Origin of the sequence: Polynucleobacter sp. MWH-Svant-W18, from assembly GCF_018687495.1 — a bacterium.
Classification (GTDB): Bacteria; Pseudomonadota; Gammaproteobacteria; order Burkholderiales; family Burkholderiaceae; genus Polynucleobacter.
Map to the genome: position 1 here is coordinate 531,921 of NZ_CP061293.1, position 16,393 is coordinate 548,313.

Consider the following 16,393-nt stretch of genomic DNA (forward strand, 5'->3'; position numbering starts at 1 on the left):
CTGAAGAATTATTTTCGTTTTAGTAAAAAGTATGCGCCAGGTAATACCGATAAAACAGTGATGGCGCCATAACTAATGGATGCAATTACAGTGAGGGAAGGATTGACGCCCCATAAGGCTAGCACTGAAGAGAGGGTGGCCTCACGTAATCCCCAGCCAGAAATACTAATAGGTAACATCAGAAGTAGGCTGAGTGCTGGTAGGCCAATCATTAAGCTGGAGATAGGTGCTTCCGCACCATAGGCTCTGAGACAAAAACTAAATGCCAGAATAATGAAACTGTGGATGCCAATTCCAAACAGGGCCTGAGCAATATTCATTGGCCATGAAAATGCCAACTGAATTCCTGGCATGGCTTTGTTCATATGTAATCGGTCTAAAAGTTTTTGTAGCAATTGTCGGCTAGGAGTCCATGCTAATACTAAGGCAATGATCACTCCAGCGAAGAGCATGACAGCCATGACTGCATAACCTAAATCTTGACCCCAGGCGGCTAAAGTAGCGCCTCCAAGAATCAGGCCTAAACCACCAAGTAGATTATTTCCAGCCAGGCCAAGAAGTCTGTCTACTAGCGTCATTGCAAAACTCAAGCGTAGTTTAGGTGTTGCATGCCCCAAATCTACTGAATGATGCAATTCTTCATCTAACGCTTTTGTTTCGGCGAGCTTATCGCTATTCGTAAAGTGGGTAGCTGTGATTGCGCGATAACTATCGCCCCCTAGAGTACTTGGCAAACCTTGGTTAATAAGTCCGCCTGCAAAATACAGAGCGACATAACTTTTTAGACTTCCGTGAAAGCCAACACTGCGCATTAAAAATCCCCAGCGAAGACCACCACAAATAAAAGCGCAGCAGATTGCTACTGCAGCAGCAATTAACCAAGCTGGCTCCATCTTGATTTCTGAATGGAGCAGGGTATGCCAATCAATTCCACTAGTTGCCTTCCAGAGTAGGGCAATCGATAACAGAATGCGGATGGTTGGCCATGCACGTTTCAGAATTGATTTCCACCCGGAAGGGGTTTTGGGGGTGGTATTGGCTGATGAACTCATAGGCGTAAGGATAATGGTTTGGGCGCCTAAGGTCCTGAATTTACGCTAATTACTTGCTCGCCGGGGGTCCCTGCCAGTTACTACAAAGGCTAAAGTCAAATTTTGACAATACCTGGCCAAAGCGCTCGATTTCTAAGGCCTCTAAAGGTTCGCAACGCTCAAAGGCTGACTGATTACCAACAGGGGGTGGGAAGGCCATCCCAGACCAGTTGATTAAGAGGATATTTGCCCCCTTTGGTAACTCCCCGAACCAGAGGTCGAATTGATCTTTTCTTTCATCTAATACAAATACTGGCGTAGGTTTTGCATACCAAGCAGCTCGACTTCCGAGCGTCCAATTCTGCACGGCAATGCCCTCAGCTTTATTCGCTTCTACTAAGTTGGCAGCTTTTTTTCCGGCAATTTTCCAGCCATACAAATCTGCAATAGGATTTGCTTTGACGACAGTTGAGGAAATGCCACCAGACAAAACAAATCCAAAGCCAATGAGGCATAGTGCAATCTGAAAGATGAATAGAGCTCGAATGATTTTTCGGTGTTGCACCGACCATGCTTTAGCTAAACCAATTCCGGCAAAGGGCGCTAGACAAAACCATGCTGGTGTTGTCCAGTGAGGTAAGCCACCACCACCAGAAAGACTCGCAAAGACCACAAAGGGAATAAAAAAGAATCCCAGCAATGACAGCAAAGAAAGTTTTGTTGCGTGCATGCAATCTTTGAGAAAGAGGTAGCTGCCTACGATCAATAGTGGGCCGAAAGCAATAATCTGAATGCCAAGGAAAGCTGCCAATCGACGCCATAACCAAGTACCACCACTTCCATGGGCAATTTGGTATTTAAATGAAATCCAATCATTGACCCAGTTCCAGTACAGCACCGGAGCAATAAACAATAGTGCCAGCAGGATTGCCAACCACAACCCAAGTCTTCCTATCCAAGGTTTTCTGCGGGCACTAATAAAGACAAGCAATAGAGCAAAAGCAGTAAAGATGGCGGTGTATTTACTTAAGCCTGCCAAGCCCAATAAAGCACCAGTCAATAGCCAGTCTCCGATAGTGAAGTGGTCTTGAATCAACCAACGCAGCGCCATATACATGAGACCAAGACTCAGGGGTGCAAGCAAGGTATCGGGTAATAGACCAATTGCTAGAACATGTGGCATTGGCGCAGCGATGATTGCAAGCACTGCCATTAGTCCACAAGTATTGGCTGATGGGAGTGCGCTGGTGAGGTATCCCGAATTACGCCCCTGAATAAAGTGGTGAATTTCCAGTGTGACTTGAAAAACCAATAAACAGGAGATGATCCAGAGTAGCTCGGGAATAATACGGATGAGGCCCTCTGTTGAGGTGAGAACTACTAATGGCCACTGAATCCATCCGACTAGGGGTGGGTGATCAAAATAACTCCATGCCAGATGTTCGGCATACAGGGCATAGTGCGCTTCGTCGACTGAGAATTCAATCGAAAACCCTAAGCCAAAATGCACAATCGCTGCTAAACAGATGCAGATTGCAGCCCAGCTTGTAGGTGATTGATGGCGCATGCTTGGATTTTAGACTTACTTGGACGATTCTTTGGGACAATTGAGTCATGCTGAAATCCCTTTGTTATCTCTTCTTGACTTATCTTATCGCGACCTTGCTTGGCTGTGCAGGCCCTGGAGGGAGCTCCGTTCAAGATGAGTCAGGTCAGGCATTGAATATCAATCAGTTGCCGGCCCAGGAAGAGCTGCCTAAATTTTCTGCTGAGACGGCCCGCGAAGGGATGCCAAACGGTTGGAATTTTTACCGAATAGCCCCCTACAAAAAGAATACTGTCTATCGTCTGGAGAACTATCAAGGCAGAACGGTCTTGAGTGCTAACTCTAAAACATCTGCCTCTGGATTGGCGGTAAAGCTGCGGCCACGTTCAGCAAGCAATTTATGGCTGCAATGGGAGTGGAAAGCAACCAATGCAATTCCTAATGCAGACAATGCTGATGGTCCAAGTGACGATGCGCCTTTGAGAATCTTAGTGGCTTTTGATGGAAACAAATCGAAGCTCTCACTTAAAGAGCGTCTGAACTTTGAGATGGCCAATTTAATTAGTGGTCAAGAAATGCCATACGCAACCCTGATGTATATCTGGTCTGGTAAAACCCCAGTTGATACCATCATCACCAATGCACATACCAGCCGCATCAAGATGATTGTGGTCGACTCGGGTTGGGATGGCCTGGGCCAATGGCATCAGCATCAACGCGATCTGGCAGCTGATTACAAGCGCGCTTATGGTGAAGCACCTGGCGAAGTAATTGGTATTGCATTACTCACTGATACCGACAATACCAAATCAGAGACCCGTGCTTTTTATGGTGATATAGAGCTGGTCCGTAAAAACTCAAAATAAGCACATCAAAGTCTAACGTTGAGTAGGATGCCAGCGCTTAAGCAATAAGGCATTGCTGAGTACACAAAAGCTTGAGAGGGCCATTGCGCTTCCAGCAAGCATTGGAGAGAGATAGCCTAAAGCGGCTAAAGGTATCCCGGTTGCATTGAAGATAAATGCCCAGAATAAGTTCTGCTGAATCTTTTTCCAAGTTCTCTTAGAGATATCAATCGCATCTGCAACTAAGGTAGGATCACCGCGCATCAAGGTGATGCCAGCTGCTTGCATAGCTACGTCAGTCCCAGTAGACATTGCCATTCCCACATCAGCTGCAACTAGAGCAGGAGCATCATTAATTCCATCGCCAATCATGGCTACCCATGCTTGCTTTCCATCAATCCCAGAAGATTGCAATTTGCGAATGATGTCAGCTTTGTTGCTAGGTAGGATCTGCGCAAAGACTTCATTGATTCCAATGGATTGACCTACACGATTTGCAGCAGCAGTGTTATCTCCCGAGATCATGACTGTACGGATCTGCATTTGTTTTAAAGAAGTAATTGCAGCTTGAGCATGATTTTTGAGTTCATCACCAAAACCCAAAATAGCAATTGGTGACGAAGTGAGTTCGTTCATCAAAATAGAAACGGTTTGTCCATTCTCAAGACAGGACTGCGCTTTAGCTAATATCAGTTTGTAGTGTGGATTAGATTCCAAAGAAGCAAGACTTTGTAGACATAAGTTTTGACCAACCCAGGGTCCTGAGCTGGGTTTGCCACAGATGCCTACGCCCGAAATTGCTTTGCTTTCAGTAGGTGAAATTGGGGTAACCCCTTTTTGTTTGGCCGTATCCAATAAGGCCTTTGCTAATGGGTGCTCGCTACCCATCTGCAAGCCCGCTGCACTGGCCAAAATGGCATCTCGAGCGGCGCTATTCATCATCTGATCAAGCGGAATAAGCTCGAGTAAGTGTGGCTTGCCAATGGTGAGTGTGCCGGTCTTATCAAAGGCCACAATATTTAAGCGATGCGCTAGCTCTAATACCTGAGGATCTTTAATCAAGATACCAAAGCGTGCCGCAACTCCAGTACCTGCCATGATGGCAGCAGGCGTTGCCAAACCCAGAGCACAAGGGCAGGCAATCACTAGGACTGATACTGCGCGTAAGATCCCAATCGCCGCTGAATCCCAATACAGCCAGTTTGTAATTCCGGTGATCAGGGCAATAACAAGTACGCTCGGAACAAAAATAGCGCTTACCTGATCTACCAACTTTTGGATTGGCGCTTTTTGGGTTTGCGTGTCTTCAACTAAAGAAATGATTTTTGAGAGAACACTCTCTACGCCAACAGCTTGTGCCTCAATAACTAATACACCTTCACCGTTTAAAGAGCCGCCTATTACTTTGTCGTTGATCAATTTTTTAAGTGGAATACTTTCTCCAGTAAGCAAAGATTCATCCACGTGACTACTGCCTAAAAGGATTAAGCCATCCACAGGAATGCGCTCTCCTGGTAAAACCAAAATACGATCTTGAGGAAATACATGTTCTAAGGGCAGATCGCGATATTGATCTAGGGCCACTCCATCTTGAATAACAAGTTCCGGGTGAAGCACCTTGGCATGTTCTGGCCATAGCTTTTGTAATGCACTAATTGCTTCACTGGTTTGCTGCTTTGCTCTGGCCTCTAACCACTTTCCTAGAAGAACCATGCAAATGATCACCGCAGAGCCTTCAAAATACAACTCATGGCTGGTAAGGGGATTGGCGATCATTTCATATACGCTCAAACCATAAGCGGCGCTGGTGCCTAGCGCAACTAGTAAATCCATATTGCCCACACCGGACAGAAGCGCTTTAAAGCCAGACTTATAAAAGCGCCAACCTAAAAAGAATTGCACTGGACTTGCCAATAGAAGTTGCCATTTTGGAGAGAGTGACCAATGAATGCCAAATGGCATGAGAAGCATAGGTAAAAATAATGGGGTCGACAAGGCAAAGCTGAGTAATACTCTGCCGAGACCATCGCTACCCCAAAAATTTTGTGCAGGTTTTATTTGTGCACTTTGATGGGGAGAGCTTAAATGTGCCTCATAACCTGTTTTTTTCACCGCAGCGATAACATCCTCGATTTTGCTCAAAGAGGATGTATTCAGGCGAACTCTAGCTTGTTCGGTAGCCAGATTGACACTCGCCGCCTCTACTCCGGAAATTTTGCTGAGGGCTTTTTCAACGCGACCGACACAAGAGGCACAAGTCATTCCGCCAATGTCTAGGGTGAATAAGTCTGAGGAGTGCTCTTTTGGGATACTCATATATAGAAGATAATCTACTGCATTGACCTACATTTACTACAAAAGGGCTTATATGTTGAGTTTAAAAGTGTCTGGCATGACCTGCGGTGGGTGCATCAACGCAATTACTAGGGCAATTCAGGCTCAAGATCCACGGGCTCAGGTTCAAGCAGATTTGGTATCTCAAATCGTAAATTTGGAGACATCCCTATCATCTGCACAGGCTAGCGAATTGATCACTGAAGCGGGTTTCCCGGTTTCCCAGTAAATCCTAGTCCGCCTCAGCAATTTTTCGTGGGTGCGGTTAATCTAAGCGGTATTCAATAAAAATAGACTCAGCAGTTCCGGGATCGCTCCTGGATTTGCGTATCAAAGGAGAAGGTAGTGTCCGTTACTGTAGAAGCTGTGCAAGGTGCCATCAAAGGCTTGGTTGATCCAAATACTCAGGTCGACTTTGTAAGCGCTAAAAACCTAAAAAATTTACGTGTGGATGATGGCGACATCTCTTTAGATATTGTTTTAGGATATCCAGCCAAAAGTCAGTTTGATGCTATTCGTAAGTCTGTCATTAACGCCGTCCGTGAATTACCTGGCGTAAAAAATGTCAGCGTTAATGTCAGCAGTCAAATCTTGGCGCATGCTGTGCAACGTGGCGTAAAGCTTTTGCCAGGCGTGAAGAATATTATTGCTGTGGCTAGTGGCAAAGGTGGTGTTGGTAAATCCACTACTGCAGTGAACTTGGCTTTGGCGCTCTCCGCTGAGGGCGCTCAAGTTGGCATCTTGGATGCAGACATTTATGGCCCAAGTCAGCCGATGATGCTGGGCATTACTGGCAGACCAGAGTCTGTTGAAGAAAATACTATCGAACCAATGGAAGGTCATGGCCTGCAAGCCAGTTCAATCGGTTTCTTGATTGAGGATGATGCACCGATGGTATGGCGTGGCCCTATGGTTACCTCAGCTTTAGAGCAGTTACTTCGCCAAACCCGCTGGCGCGATTTAGATTATTTAATTGTCGATATGCCACCAGGCACTGGTGATATTCAACTCACGCTTTCGCAAAAAGTTCCTGTCACGGGTGCAGTCATTGTTACCACTCCGCAAGATATTGCTTTGCTCGATGCGCGCAAGGGCCTAAAGATGTTTGAAAAAGTTGGAGTACCCATCGTTGGCATTATTGAAAACATGAGCACTTATGTTTGTACGCAGTGCGGCCATGAAGAACATATCTTTGGCAGTGGTGGCGGTGAAAAAATGTGTCAAGAGTATGAGGTTGATTTCTTGGGCGCATTGCCACTCAATCTGTCCATTCGTGAGCAAGCTGATGCTGGACGTCCGACTTTAGTAGCGGACCCTGATGGAGCAATCAGCGGTATTTATAAAAACATTGCTAGACAAGTCGCTATTCGGATTGCTACTCTATCGAAAGATATGAGCAGCAAATTCCCGAGTATCGTGGTTCAAAATACCTGAGGTCCTGAGCCGTTATGCGCTTTGCAGTAATCATGCGTAAGCAAAATTTGGATAACCCATGGGTGTCACATCGCTGGGTTCCGCAGGAGGTATTGCCTGATTTTGGTCAATTTCATTCTCAGGATAATTCTAGCAATGCGATCTCTGGTCAATTTCTGGGGCGTGACAAAGATGGTGAATCTTGGTTATTTACTGGATTTGAGCTAAATCTTTTTCTTGATGAAGCTGAGGGCTATTACCTCAACGTTTCCGCAACCACTCCTTGCTGGTTCGTGATGTGGCGCCTAGAGGAAGATATCGCCCGCTATATTGACCCGCAATCACTCTCAGTTGCTCAAGAGGAAAACACTATTGCAGTACCGCATCGCATTTGCGTGAGCTATAACGAAGCTGCTCGCTTGCTTGATGGTGGTGAATCTGTAGATACGATCGCGATGAGTGATGAACATGCTTCTTGGCTACAAGAGTATGTCAATGAGCACTATCGACCTGAACCCAAGAAGCGTCATAAACCAGCCTCATTCAAAGGCGCAGAACGGCCAGTGGAGGAATGATGGCAGATGGCTTTCTCAGTCGTTGGTCGCGCCGCAAAGTTCAAGCAGATAAAGCGGACGAGCCTATGCAGCCAGCCAAAGAGCTTGCTGAGAAGTCAGTCCCTCCGGCCGAAGAGGAAGAAGCGCCCCCACTTGCAACGCTCGAGGATGTGGAAAAGATTGATCGTTTTGCTCCCGACTTCTCCGCATTTATGCAGCCTAATGTTGATCCGGCGGTACAGCAGGCAGCCCTTAAGAAAATGTTTACAGATCCACACTTCAACATCATGGATGGTTTAGATATCTATATTGACGACTATTCCAAACCAGATCCTTTGCCTCCGGGAATGCTAGAGAGAATGGCGCAAAGTGATATGCTCAAGCTCTTTCAGAAGCAGGCTGAGCCCTCAAAGTCTGAAGGGCAGAAAAGTACTCAGCACCTGACTTCCCAAGATCAAACTGATTTAACATCCACTCCAACTGTAGAGCCTGACGCTGCACAAGCTGAGCCAGTACACAAGAAAAACACATAAGAAGATCTTCAATGAGTCAAAAATTAGTTTGTAACTGCAATGGCACTATGCCTCTAGATCAAAAGGCTTTGGGTGTTCCAGTACACCAATCTTTGTGTAGGCAAGAGGTCGGCTCATTTTTAAAAGCACTAGATGGCGCGGATTCTATTGTTGTCGCCTGTACACAAGAAGGTGCTTTATTTACTGAGTTGGCAGAACAATCAGAGAAACCATTGGTAGCACCCTTACGTTTTGTCAACATTCGTGAGGTAGCCGGTTGGACTCAAGAAGCGAAATCTTCAGGACCGAAGATAGCTGCTTTACTTGCTTTAGCCGATATGGCTGAGGCTGAACCCGTACCTGTAGTGAATTATGAAAGCCAGGGTAGGTTACTCATTATTGGGGCAGGCTCTCAAGCTCTGCCTTGGGCAGAAAAGCTGAGCCAATCCTTAGATGTATCGGTTTTATGCACAGAGCCTGGGGACCTTCCTTTGGCGCGAAGCTATCCGATTTATAGCGGCGAGGTGACAAAGTTAGATGGTTATCTTGGGAATTTCCTAGTTGCTTGGGATTTACAAAATCCCATCGATCCAGAGATGTGTACTCGTTGTGGCGCATGCGTGGTGGCGTGCCCAGAAAATGCAATCAATCTTTCTTATCAAATCGACCTTGATAAATGCCAGTCTCACCGCGCTTGTGTCACAGCATGTGCAAGTATTGGCGCTATTTCTTTTGAGCGTACTGAACGGGCACGTGATGCTGAATTTGATTTGATACTCGATTTGCGTACAAACCCCAAAATGCGCATGAGTCAGACTCCAAAGGGGTATTTTGCTCCAGGTAATGATCCGCTTGAGCAGGCTTTACTAGTAAATCAATTGGTAGAGATGGTTGGCGAATTTGAGAAGCCAAAATATTTTATTTATCAGGACAAGATCTGTGCTCATGGCCGTAACGGTAAAGTGGGTTGCAGCGCTTGTATTGATGTTTGCTCTACTGGTGCTATTGCTTCAATATTTAAGAACGGTCAAGGTAGTGTTGAGGTCAATCCCAACCTGTGTATGGGTTGTGGGGCATGCGCAACCGTTTGTCCATCAGGAGCGATGCGCTATAACTACCCCAGCGTATCGCATCAAGGTAAAGAGTTAAAAAACCTAGCCAGTGTATTTAGTGCTGAGGCCAAGAAACTTCACCTCACCACTGCACCTAGTTTACTTTTGCATACTTTGACAGCGGGCACTCAGATGATTGATGCCCTTGGCCGATCTGCGCATGTCATGCCAAAGCAATTTGAAGGCTTGCCTGCATTTGTGATTCCATACGCCATTGAACACATCGCATCCACAGGGTTGGATTTATGGCTGGGTGCACTTAGTTATGGCTTCTCTGAGGTAGTGCTCTTATTAAGTGGCGATGAAGATCCGGCTTACCGCTTGGCACTGGAGGAGCAATCCCAATTAGCCAATGCCATCTTGCAGGCTTATGGCTTTGATGATCGGGTTCATCTGGTGATGGCAAATTCTGTAGATGACTTGCAAACCGTTTCAAATGCAATGGGTTCACTGCGCCAGCGAGGTGCTTTGAAGGCGATTTGTACTCCAGCTAGCTTTGGCTTGTCTGATCAAAAACGGGAGGCTCTAGAAGCGGTTTTGGAACATCTAGAAAAACAGGCTAAGACAACATTGCCAGAAGCAGGAGCGCCACTTCCAAAAACTTCATTGCTCGGTGGTCTCGCGATGAATGCGGAATCTTGCACTTTATGTATGTCTTGTGTAAGTAGTTGTCCTGAGGGTGCACTCTTGGATAACCCTGATGAGCCGATCCTGTCTTTTATTGAAAAGCAATGCGTGCAATGTGGCATCTGCGTACAAACTTGTCCTGAGCAGGCTTTAGCCTTAGATCCACGTTTACGCAAAGTAGAGCAACGCAAACAAAAGGCTGTGTTGAATGAGGCCCAAGCGTTTCATTGCATTAGTTGCGGTAAACCATTTGGGACCTCAAAGATGATTGATCTGATGCTTGCTAAGCTAGGCGCTCATGGTGCTTTTGCAGGGGCGGCGATGGATAGACTCAAGATGTGTGGTGATTGTCGAGTGGTAGATATGGTGAAGAAAGAAACATGACAGACTCAACTAATGCAAAAGAAAATTCAGTAACTGAAGTGGGTGAGGTGGGTTTGCCGGAGGATCTAGCAAGAGCAGATCTATATGGATTGATTGCCAGATTGTTTCATTTGCCGCCAGATCAAACGCTTCTAGATCAAATTGCTGCCACTGCTGATCAGCAAGATGCAGCCGACAGCGCTCCTTTGGCGAAAGCTTGGATGGATCTTGTCGAGGTGGCCAAAAATAACCCCGCCAAAGCCTGGCACGATGAATTCGACCTCAACTTCGTTAGTGTGGGTAAGCCGAATGTGGTGCTTAATGGATCTTTTTATATGGCAGGACACTTGAATGAGCGGCCATTAGTCAATATTCGGAGGGCGCTTGAGGAATTTGGTCTTGAGGCCTCAGAAGAAGTGACTGAGACCGAAGACCATATCTCAGCCTTGTGTGAAGTGATGCGCTATCTCATTGCTGGAGATGACGTGGAGGTATCAAACCTTACTAACCAAAGGGTTTTTTTCAATGAGCATATTCGCCCTTGGTATGACGATCTTTGTAATGCAATTGAAGATATTCCAGAGATGCATCTCTACCGCCCAATTGCCGTTTTAACAAGAGAATTCATGGCAATCGAAGGGCAAAGTTTTGACATGATTTAATGTTGCGGCGCAATATTAAATATCGATAATTGCATAGTGTTACACCTATATGTCAAAAGTGCGAATTCCTATTACACTTGACGAAGATCAAGAATAATTTATTAGGAGCAAGCCATGAGCACTAAATCCAAAGCTGCTTTAAGCGAAGAGAACAAGCCGTCACGCCGCAAGTTTTTTGTAGGCGCAGGTGCCGCAGTCGGTGCTGTTGCCGTCGCTTCACAAACTTCCATTGGTAAAGCTGTGATTCAAGAGATTGGCAGCACTGTAAAGAGCAAGGCTGATGGGCAATCTATTACAGCCCATATGCGTAAATATTACGAAAGCACCATGATTTAACTGTTGCTACATTGATAAAAAACTAAATAGATAAAAAACTTTCTCAGGGACAACATATGAGTCTGACTCGTAAATCAAATACCCCACAAAGCAGTCGTTCCGCAACACGCCTGATTGGTAGTTTGTCACGCGGCTTAAAAGCTGCCGTGCCTACCATGGACCGTCGCACGTTCTTAAAGCGTTCTGGTGTTGGTGTTGGTGCAGGTATTGCTGCTAGCCAATTAAGTTTGGTGCAAAAAGCATCGGCTGAGCCAAGCAAGGCAATGCTTGATGGCAAGGGCAAGATTGAAGTTAAACGATCGATTTGTACTCACTGTTCAGTGGGTTGCGCGGTTGATGCCACTGTTGAGAATGGTGTTTGGGTTCGTCAAGACCCGGTGTTCGACTCTCCAATTAATATGGGCGCTCATTGTGCCAAGGGTGCTGCTTTGCGTGAGCATGGTCATGGAGACTATCGTTTGCGCTACCCAATGAAGTTGGTCGATGGCAAGTACCAGCGTATTTCTTGGGATCAAGCTCTCACTGAAATTACTGCTCAGATGAAGAGCATACGAGAGAAATACTCTCCGGATGCGATGTTCTTTATCGGATCATCAAAACACAACAATGAACAGGCCTACTTGCTCCGTAAGTGGGTCTCTTTCTTTGGAACAAACAATACAGACCATCAGGCTCGTATTTGTCACTCAACTACAGTGGCCGGTGTAGCAAACACCTGGGGCTATGGTGCGATGACCAATAGCTATAACGACATGATGAATGCTAAGGCAGCTTTGTACATTGGCTCCAATGCTGCTGAAGCTCACCCAGTTTCCATGTTGATGTTATTGCATGCAAAAGAGAATGGTTGCAAAGTGATTGTGGTGGATCCACGTTACACCCGCACTGCTGCGAAGTCAGACCAGTACGTGCGTATCCGCTCAGGAACTGATATTCCTTTCTTGTTTGGCGTGCTTTATCACATCTTTAAAAATGGTTGGGAAGATAAGAAGTACATCAATGACCGTGTTTATGGCATGGAAGAGATTCGCAAAGAAGTCATGGAGAAGTGGACTCCTGCTGCTGTTGAAGAGGCTTGCGGCGTTCCAGAGGCACAGGTTTATCAAGTAGCAAAAACCATGGCCATGAATCGTCCGAGCACGGTTGTGTGGTGTATGGGTCAAACCCAGCACACCATCGGTAATGCCATGGTTCGTGCATCGTGCATCTTGCAGCTGGCTTTGGGCAACGTTGGTAAGTCTGGCGGCGGTACGAATATTTTCCGTGGTCACGATAACGTTCAAGGAGCGACTGACGTTGGTCCTAACCCAGACTCGTTGCCTGGTTACTATGGTTTAGCGGCGGGTTCATGGAAACACTTTGCAACAGTTTGGGGTGTTGACTACGAGTGGATTAAAGGTCGTTATGCACCAGACATGATGGAGAAATCTGGTACGACAGTATCTCGTTGGGTTGATGCTGTCCTCGAAAAGAACGACATGATTGATCAGCAGACTAACGTTAAAGGTTTGTTCTTCTGGGGTCATGCGCCTAACTCACAAACTCGTGGCCTCGATATGAAGCGTGCGATGGATAAGTTGGATCTCTTAGTGGTTGTAGACCCATATCCAAGTGCAACTGCGGCAATGGCAGCGATGCCCCCAGCAGAAGGTCAATCCGTTAATAAGAATCGCAACGTTTATTTATTACCCGCAGCTACGCAGTTTGAAACTTGTGGAACAGCAACCGCATCTAACCGCTCGTTGCAGTGGCGCGAAAAAGTCATCGATCCATTATTTGAATCTGTCCCTGACCATGTGATCATGCAAGCGTTTGCAGACCGCCTTGGTTTTGGCCAAGAGCTGTCTTTGAATTACAAGATGTTGAGCTCTAAGTTCGCTGGCAAGCAGTGGAGAGAGCCACAAATTGAAGACATCTTGCGCGAGATTAATCGCTCTTGCTGGACCATTGGTTATACCGGTCAAACTCCTGAGCGCTTGAAGGCGCACATGAGAATGGTTGCGACATTCGATCCGAAGACACTGAAGTCCCGTGGAGGCGTTGATCCAGTAACTGGTTATGACACCACAGGCGACTACTATGGATTGCCTTGGCCTTGCTATGGAACAGCGGCAATTAAGCATCCTGGTTCACCAAACCTCTATGACACGAGCAAGAGTGTCATGGAAGGCGGCGGTAACTTCCGTGCCAACTTTGGTGTTGAGCGTGACGGAGTGAGTTTGCTGGCTGCTGACGGCTCTTGCTCTAAGGGTGCTGCGATCACTACTGGTTACCCAGAGTTTGATCATGTATTTATGAAGAAGCTGGGTTGGTGGGATCAGTTGACTGACGATGAGAAAAAACTCGCTGAAGGTAAAAACTGGAAGACTGACTTGTCTGGCGGTATTCAGCGGGTTGTGATGAAAAATGGTTGTCATCCTTTTGGTAACGCTAAAGCGCGTGCGATTGTGTGGAACTTTCCTGATCCAATTCCAATTCACCGTGAAGCCCTTTACAGTACCAACGCACCAATGATGCGTAAGTACCCGACCATTGACGACAAGAAAAATTTCTGGCGTCTACCAACTCTGTATAAGACTGTTCAAAATCAGAACTTGAATAACAAGTTGTATGAGAAGTTCCCAATTATTTTGACCTCAGGTCGTTTGGTTGAGTATGAGGGTGGTGGAGACGAAACCCGGTCTAACCCATGGTTGGCTGAGTTGCAACAAGAAAACTTTGTCGAAATTAATCCTAAAGCGGCTGCAGATCGCGGTATTAAGAACTGGGATTACGTTTGGGTGAAGTCACCTACAGGTGCCAAGATCAAAGTGCGCGCATTGGTGACTGAACGCGTAGATCAAGGAACTGCTTTTGTGCCATTCCACTTCGCTGGTTGGTGGCAGGGTGAGGATATTCGTAAGTACTACCCAGAGGGTGCTGCACCAGTAGTACAGGGTGAGGCGGTCAATACGGCCACTACTTATGGTTATGACATGGTCACAATGATGCAAGAGACCAAGACCACCATGTGCCAAATCGAAAAATTTGCCTAAGTTAAAAAATAAAGTCAGGAGAACACAATGGCAAGAATGAAATTTATCTGCGACACAGAGCGATGCATTGAATGCAATGGCTGTGTCACTGCTTGTAAAAATGATAATGAAGTGCCTTGGGGCGTGAACCGCCGCCGCGTTGTTACGGTAAATGACGGCATCATTGGTCAAGAAAAATCTGTTTCAGTAGCTTGCATGCACTGTACAGATGCGCCTTGCATGGCCGTATGTCCAGTAGACTGCTTTTATCGTACCGATGAAGGTGTAGTTCTGCATGACAAAGATATTTGTATCGGTTGTGGCTATTGCTCCTTAGCTTGCCCATTTGGTGCGCCTCAGTTCCAGAGTAAAGGAGCATTTGGCTCACGTAGCAAAATGGATAAGTGCACATTCTGTAGCGGTGGCCCTGAAGAGAATGGTAGCGTTGCTGAGTTCGAAAAGTATGGTCGTAACCGTTTGGCAGAAGGTAAGTTACCTTTGTGCGCAGAGATGTGTTCAACCAAGGCGTTGATTGGTGGTGATAGCGATATTATTTCCAGCATCTTTAATAATCGTGTAGCTACTCGTGAGAAAAACGGCAAGTATCCTGGCTCCAAAGCATTTGGCTGGAATACTGCTTACGGCGGACCTGATACTCCAGCGCCGACCCCAACGCCTGCTGCAAAAATTCCAGGAGCTCAATAATGAAACTGACTTTCAAAACCTTGGGTTTATGTTTTGCAGCAGTCGCTTTGTTGGCTGCGTGCTCTGAGCCTCCAGAAATTGCAGCTAAAAAAGCCAAGCGTCCTGACGTTGCTCCTTATATGGGCGCAAACAATGGCTTTATGACAAAAAATTGGACGCCTGGAAATCAGGCAAGCTGGACTGAATCGATTGATAAGCGCAATCAAGGTCAGAACGAATACAGTCGTATTAAGAATTAACTAAACAATAATAAATAAAACGAAAACGTTTAAGGACATGTGTATGAAACGATCATTCTCTAAAGTTCTACGCACTTTGGTAGTGGCGGCTGGGTTGTCACTCACATTAGCTAGTGGAATGAGCTTTGCTGAGCGTGCGCCGATGGCACCCCTACCTTCCCCAAGTGGAGTAGACGTGCCTCCTAGATCAGTGCCTGCCGATCCCAGCGCTTTAGCGAATGGTACTCAGGCTCAGTCCCAGCCTGCCAATCCTTCCATCTTTATTGCACCAAATAGTGATCCACAAAACTATGTGAGCATCCCAGATAAACAGGCAGGTGTTTTGATTCAGCGCGCTGGTCAAGAGTGGCGTGTGATTCGTAACGGCATTATTACTGTTTACGGTGGTTGGCTATTGGCAATTGCTTTCTTTGGCATTGTTGCGATGTACACCCTAAAAGGTTCTATTAAGTTGCACGAGCCATTGTCAGGTATCAAAGTGAAGCGTTTTAGCGCCTTTGATCGCTTTACTCACTGGGCAATGGCTTTTAGTTTCTTGGCCCTTGCGTTTACAGGCTTGATGATTTTGTACGGCAAATACTTTGCGATGCCGCTCATGGGTGGTGTCGCCTATGGTTCATTCCTCATGGTTTGCAAAAATATTCATAATTTCACTGGCCCACTATTTACTTTGAGCATTGTGATTTTCTTCTTACTCTTTGCTGGTAAAAATATTCCTGAAAAGGGCGATTTAAATTGGCTCCTAACCTTTGGTGGGATGCTTAGCGGTAAGCATGTGCCTGCTGGGTTTTTCAATATGGGTGAAAAGTTCTGGTTCTGGTTTGGTATGACCTTCCTAGGTTTGATAATTTCAGCTTCAGGCTTTGTACTCGACATGATTGTGCCGTTTATGCAAATGGAATATTTACGTGGCACGATGCAAATTGCGAACGTAATTCATAGCACTGCTGCAATCCTGATGACGACGATGGCTATGGGCCATATCTACATCGGTACGATTGGTATGCAGGGCTCAATTGATGGTATGAAGACTGGTTATGTCGATGCAACATGGGCTAAAGAGCACCATGAGCTCTGGTACGACAAACTCAATAAATAAG

General features: G+C 46.2%; 15 protein-coding genes. 12 read left to right on the forward strand and 3 right to left on the reverse strand.

The annotated features are described in order from the left end of the window. Positions 1-8 precede the first annotated feature (8 nt). On the reverse strand, positions 9-1,052 hold the full coding sequence (locus C2757_RS02840; protein ID WP_215375883.1) for a lysylphosphatidylglycerol synthase transmembrane domain-containing protein: 1,044 nt from the start codon (positions 1,050-1,052) through the stop codon (positions 9-11). A 49-nt stretch (positions 1,053-1,101) separates the two neighbouring features. Next, positions 1,102-2,598 carry a glycosyltransferase family 39 protein gene (locus C2757_RS02845; protein WP_215375886.1) on the reverse strand — a complete coding sequence of 499 codons (1,497 nt, stop codon included), beginning with the start codon at positions 2,596-2,598 and terminating at the stop codon, positions 1,102-1,104. Between the two features lie 47 nt (positions 2,599-2,645). Between C2757_RS02845 and C2757_RS02850 the strand changes: the two genes are divergently transcribed. After that, entirely contained in the window at positions 2,646-3,443 is a 798-nt protein-coding gene (locus C2757_RS02850) for a DUF3047 domain-containing protein (RefSeq protein WP_215375889.1), read from the forward strand. Positions 3,444-3,455: 12 nt separating this feature from the next. On the opposite strand, the gene C2757_RS02855 is transcribed toward C2757_RS02850, so the two are convergent. Further along, positions 3,456-5,738 (reverse strand): cation-translocating P-type ATPase, encoded by a 2,283-nt coding sequence (locus C2757_RS02855; protein ID WP_215375892.1) that lies wholly within the window; start codon positions 5,736-5,738, stop codon positions 3,456-3,458. Positions 5,739-5,790: 52 nt separating this feature from the next. Here C2757_RS02855 and C2757_RS02860 point away from each other — a divergent pair, with 52 nt between their 5' ends. From C2757_RS02860 to C2757_RS02910, 11 genes are all read left to right on the forward strand, one after another. Further along, positions 5,791-5,985, forward strand: a complete 195-nt coding sequence (locus tag C2757_RS02860; protein WP_215375895.1) for a heavy-metal-associated domain-containing protein — start codon at positions 5,791-5,793, stop codon at positions 5,983-5,985. A 116-nt stretch (positions 5,986-6,101) separates the two neighbouring features. After that, the gene (apbC, locus tag C2757_RS02865; RefSeq protein ID WP_215375897.1) at positions 6,102-7,190 is read left to right on the forward strand and encodes an iron-sulfur cluster carrier protein ApbC; all 1,089 of its coding nucleotides are present in this window, start codon (positions 6,102-6,104) and stop codon (positions 7,188-7,190) included. Positions 7,191-7,222: 32 nt separating this feature from the next. Then, the gene (locus C2757_RS02870) at positions 7,223-7,744 is read left to right on the forward strand and encodes a DUF3305 domain-containing protein (RefSeq protein WP_251366777.1); all 522 of its coding nucleotides are present in this window, start codon (positions 7,223-7,225) and stop codon (positions 7,742-7,744) included. After that, on the forward strand, positions 7,741-8,256 hold the full coding sequence (locus C2757_RS02875; RefSeq protein ID WP_251366778.1) for a DUF3306 domain-containing protein: 516 nt from the start codon (positions 7,741-7,743) through the stop codon (positions 8,254-8,256). The genes C2757_RS02870 and C2757_RS02875 overlap by 4 nt, the downstream gene beginning before the upstream one ends. An 11-nt stretch (positions 8,257-8,267) precedes the next feature. After that, on the forward strand, positions 8,268-10,358 hold the full coding sequence (locus C2757_RS02880; RefSeq protein WP_215375902.1) for a 4Fe-4S binding protein: 2,091 nt from the start codon (positions 8,268-8,270) through the stop codon (positions 10,356-10,358). Next, positions 10,355-10,999 carry a molecular chaperone gene (locus C2757_RS02885; RefSeq protein ID WP_215375904.1) on the forward strand — a complete coding sequence of 215 codons (645 nt, stop codon included), beginning with the start codon at positions 10,355-10,357 and terminating at the stop codon, positions 10,997-10,999. The genes C2757_RS02880 and C2757_RS02885 overlap by 4 nt, the downstream gene beginning before the upstream one ends. A 114-nt stretch (positions 11,000-11,113) precedes the next feature. Continuing rightward, the gene (locus tag C2757_RS02890) at positions 11,114-11,335 is read left to right on the forward strand and encodes a twin-arginine translocation signal domain-containing protein (protein ID WP_215375907.1); all 222 of its coding nucleotides are present in this window, start codon (positions 11,114-11,116) and stop codon (positions 11,333-11,335) included. A 56-nt stretch (positions 11,336-11,391) separates the two neighbouring features. Beyond that, positions 11,392-14,370: a formate dehydrogenase subunit alpha gene (locus C2757_RS02895; RefSeq protein WP_215375910.1), complete on the forward strand. Its 2,979-nt coding sequence runs from the start codon at positions 11,392-11,394 to the stop codon at positions 14,368-14,370. A 27-nt stretch (positions 14,371-14,397) separates the two neighbouring features. Next, the gene (gene fdh3B / locus C2757_RS02900; protein WP_215375912.1) at positions 14,398-15,054 is read left to right on the forward strand and encodes a formate dehydrogenase FDH3 subunit beta; all 657 of its coding nucleotides are present in this window, start codon (positions 14,398-14,400) and stop codon (positions 15,052-15,054) included. After that, positions 15,054-15,293: a hypothetical protein gene (locus tag C2757_RS02905; protein WP_215375915.1), complete on the forward strand. Its 240-nt coding sequence runs from the start codon at positions 15,054-15,056 to the stop codon at positions 15,291-15,293. The genes fdh3B and C2757_RS02905 overlap by 1 nt, the downstream gene beginning before the upstream one ends. Before the next feature lie 43 nt (positions 15,294-15,336). Further along, entirely contained in the window at positions 15,337-16,392 is a 1,056-nt protein-coding gene (locus tag C2757_RS02910) for a formate dehydrogenase subunit gamma (protein ID WP_215375917.1), read from the forward strand. Position 16,393 lies beyond the last annotated feature (1 nt).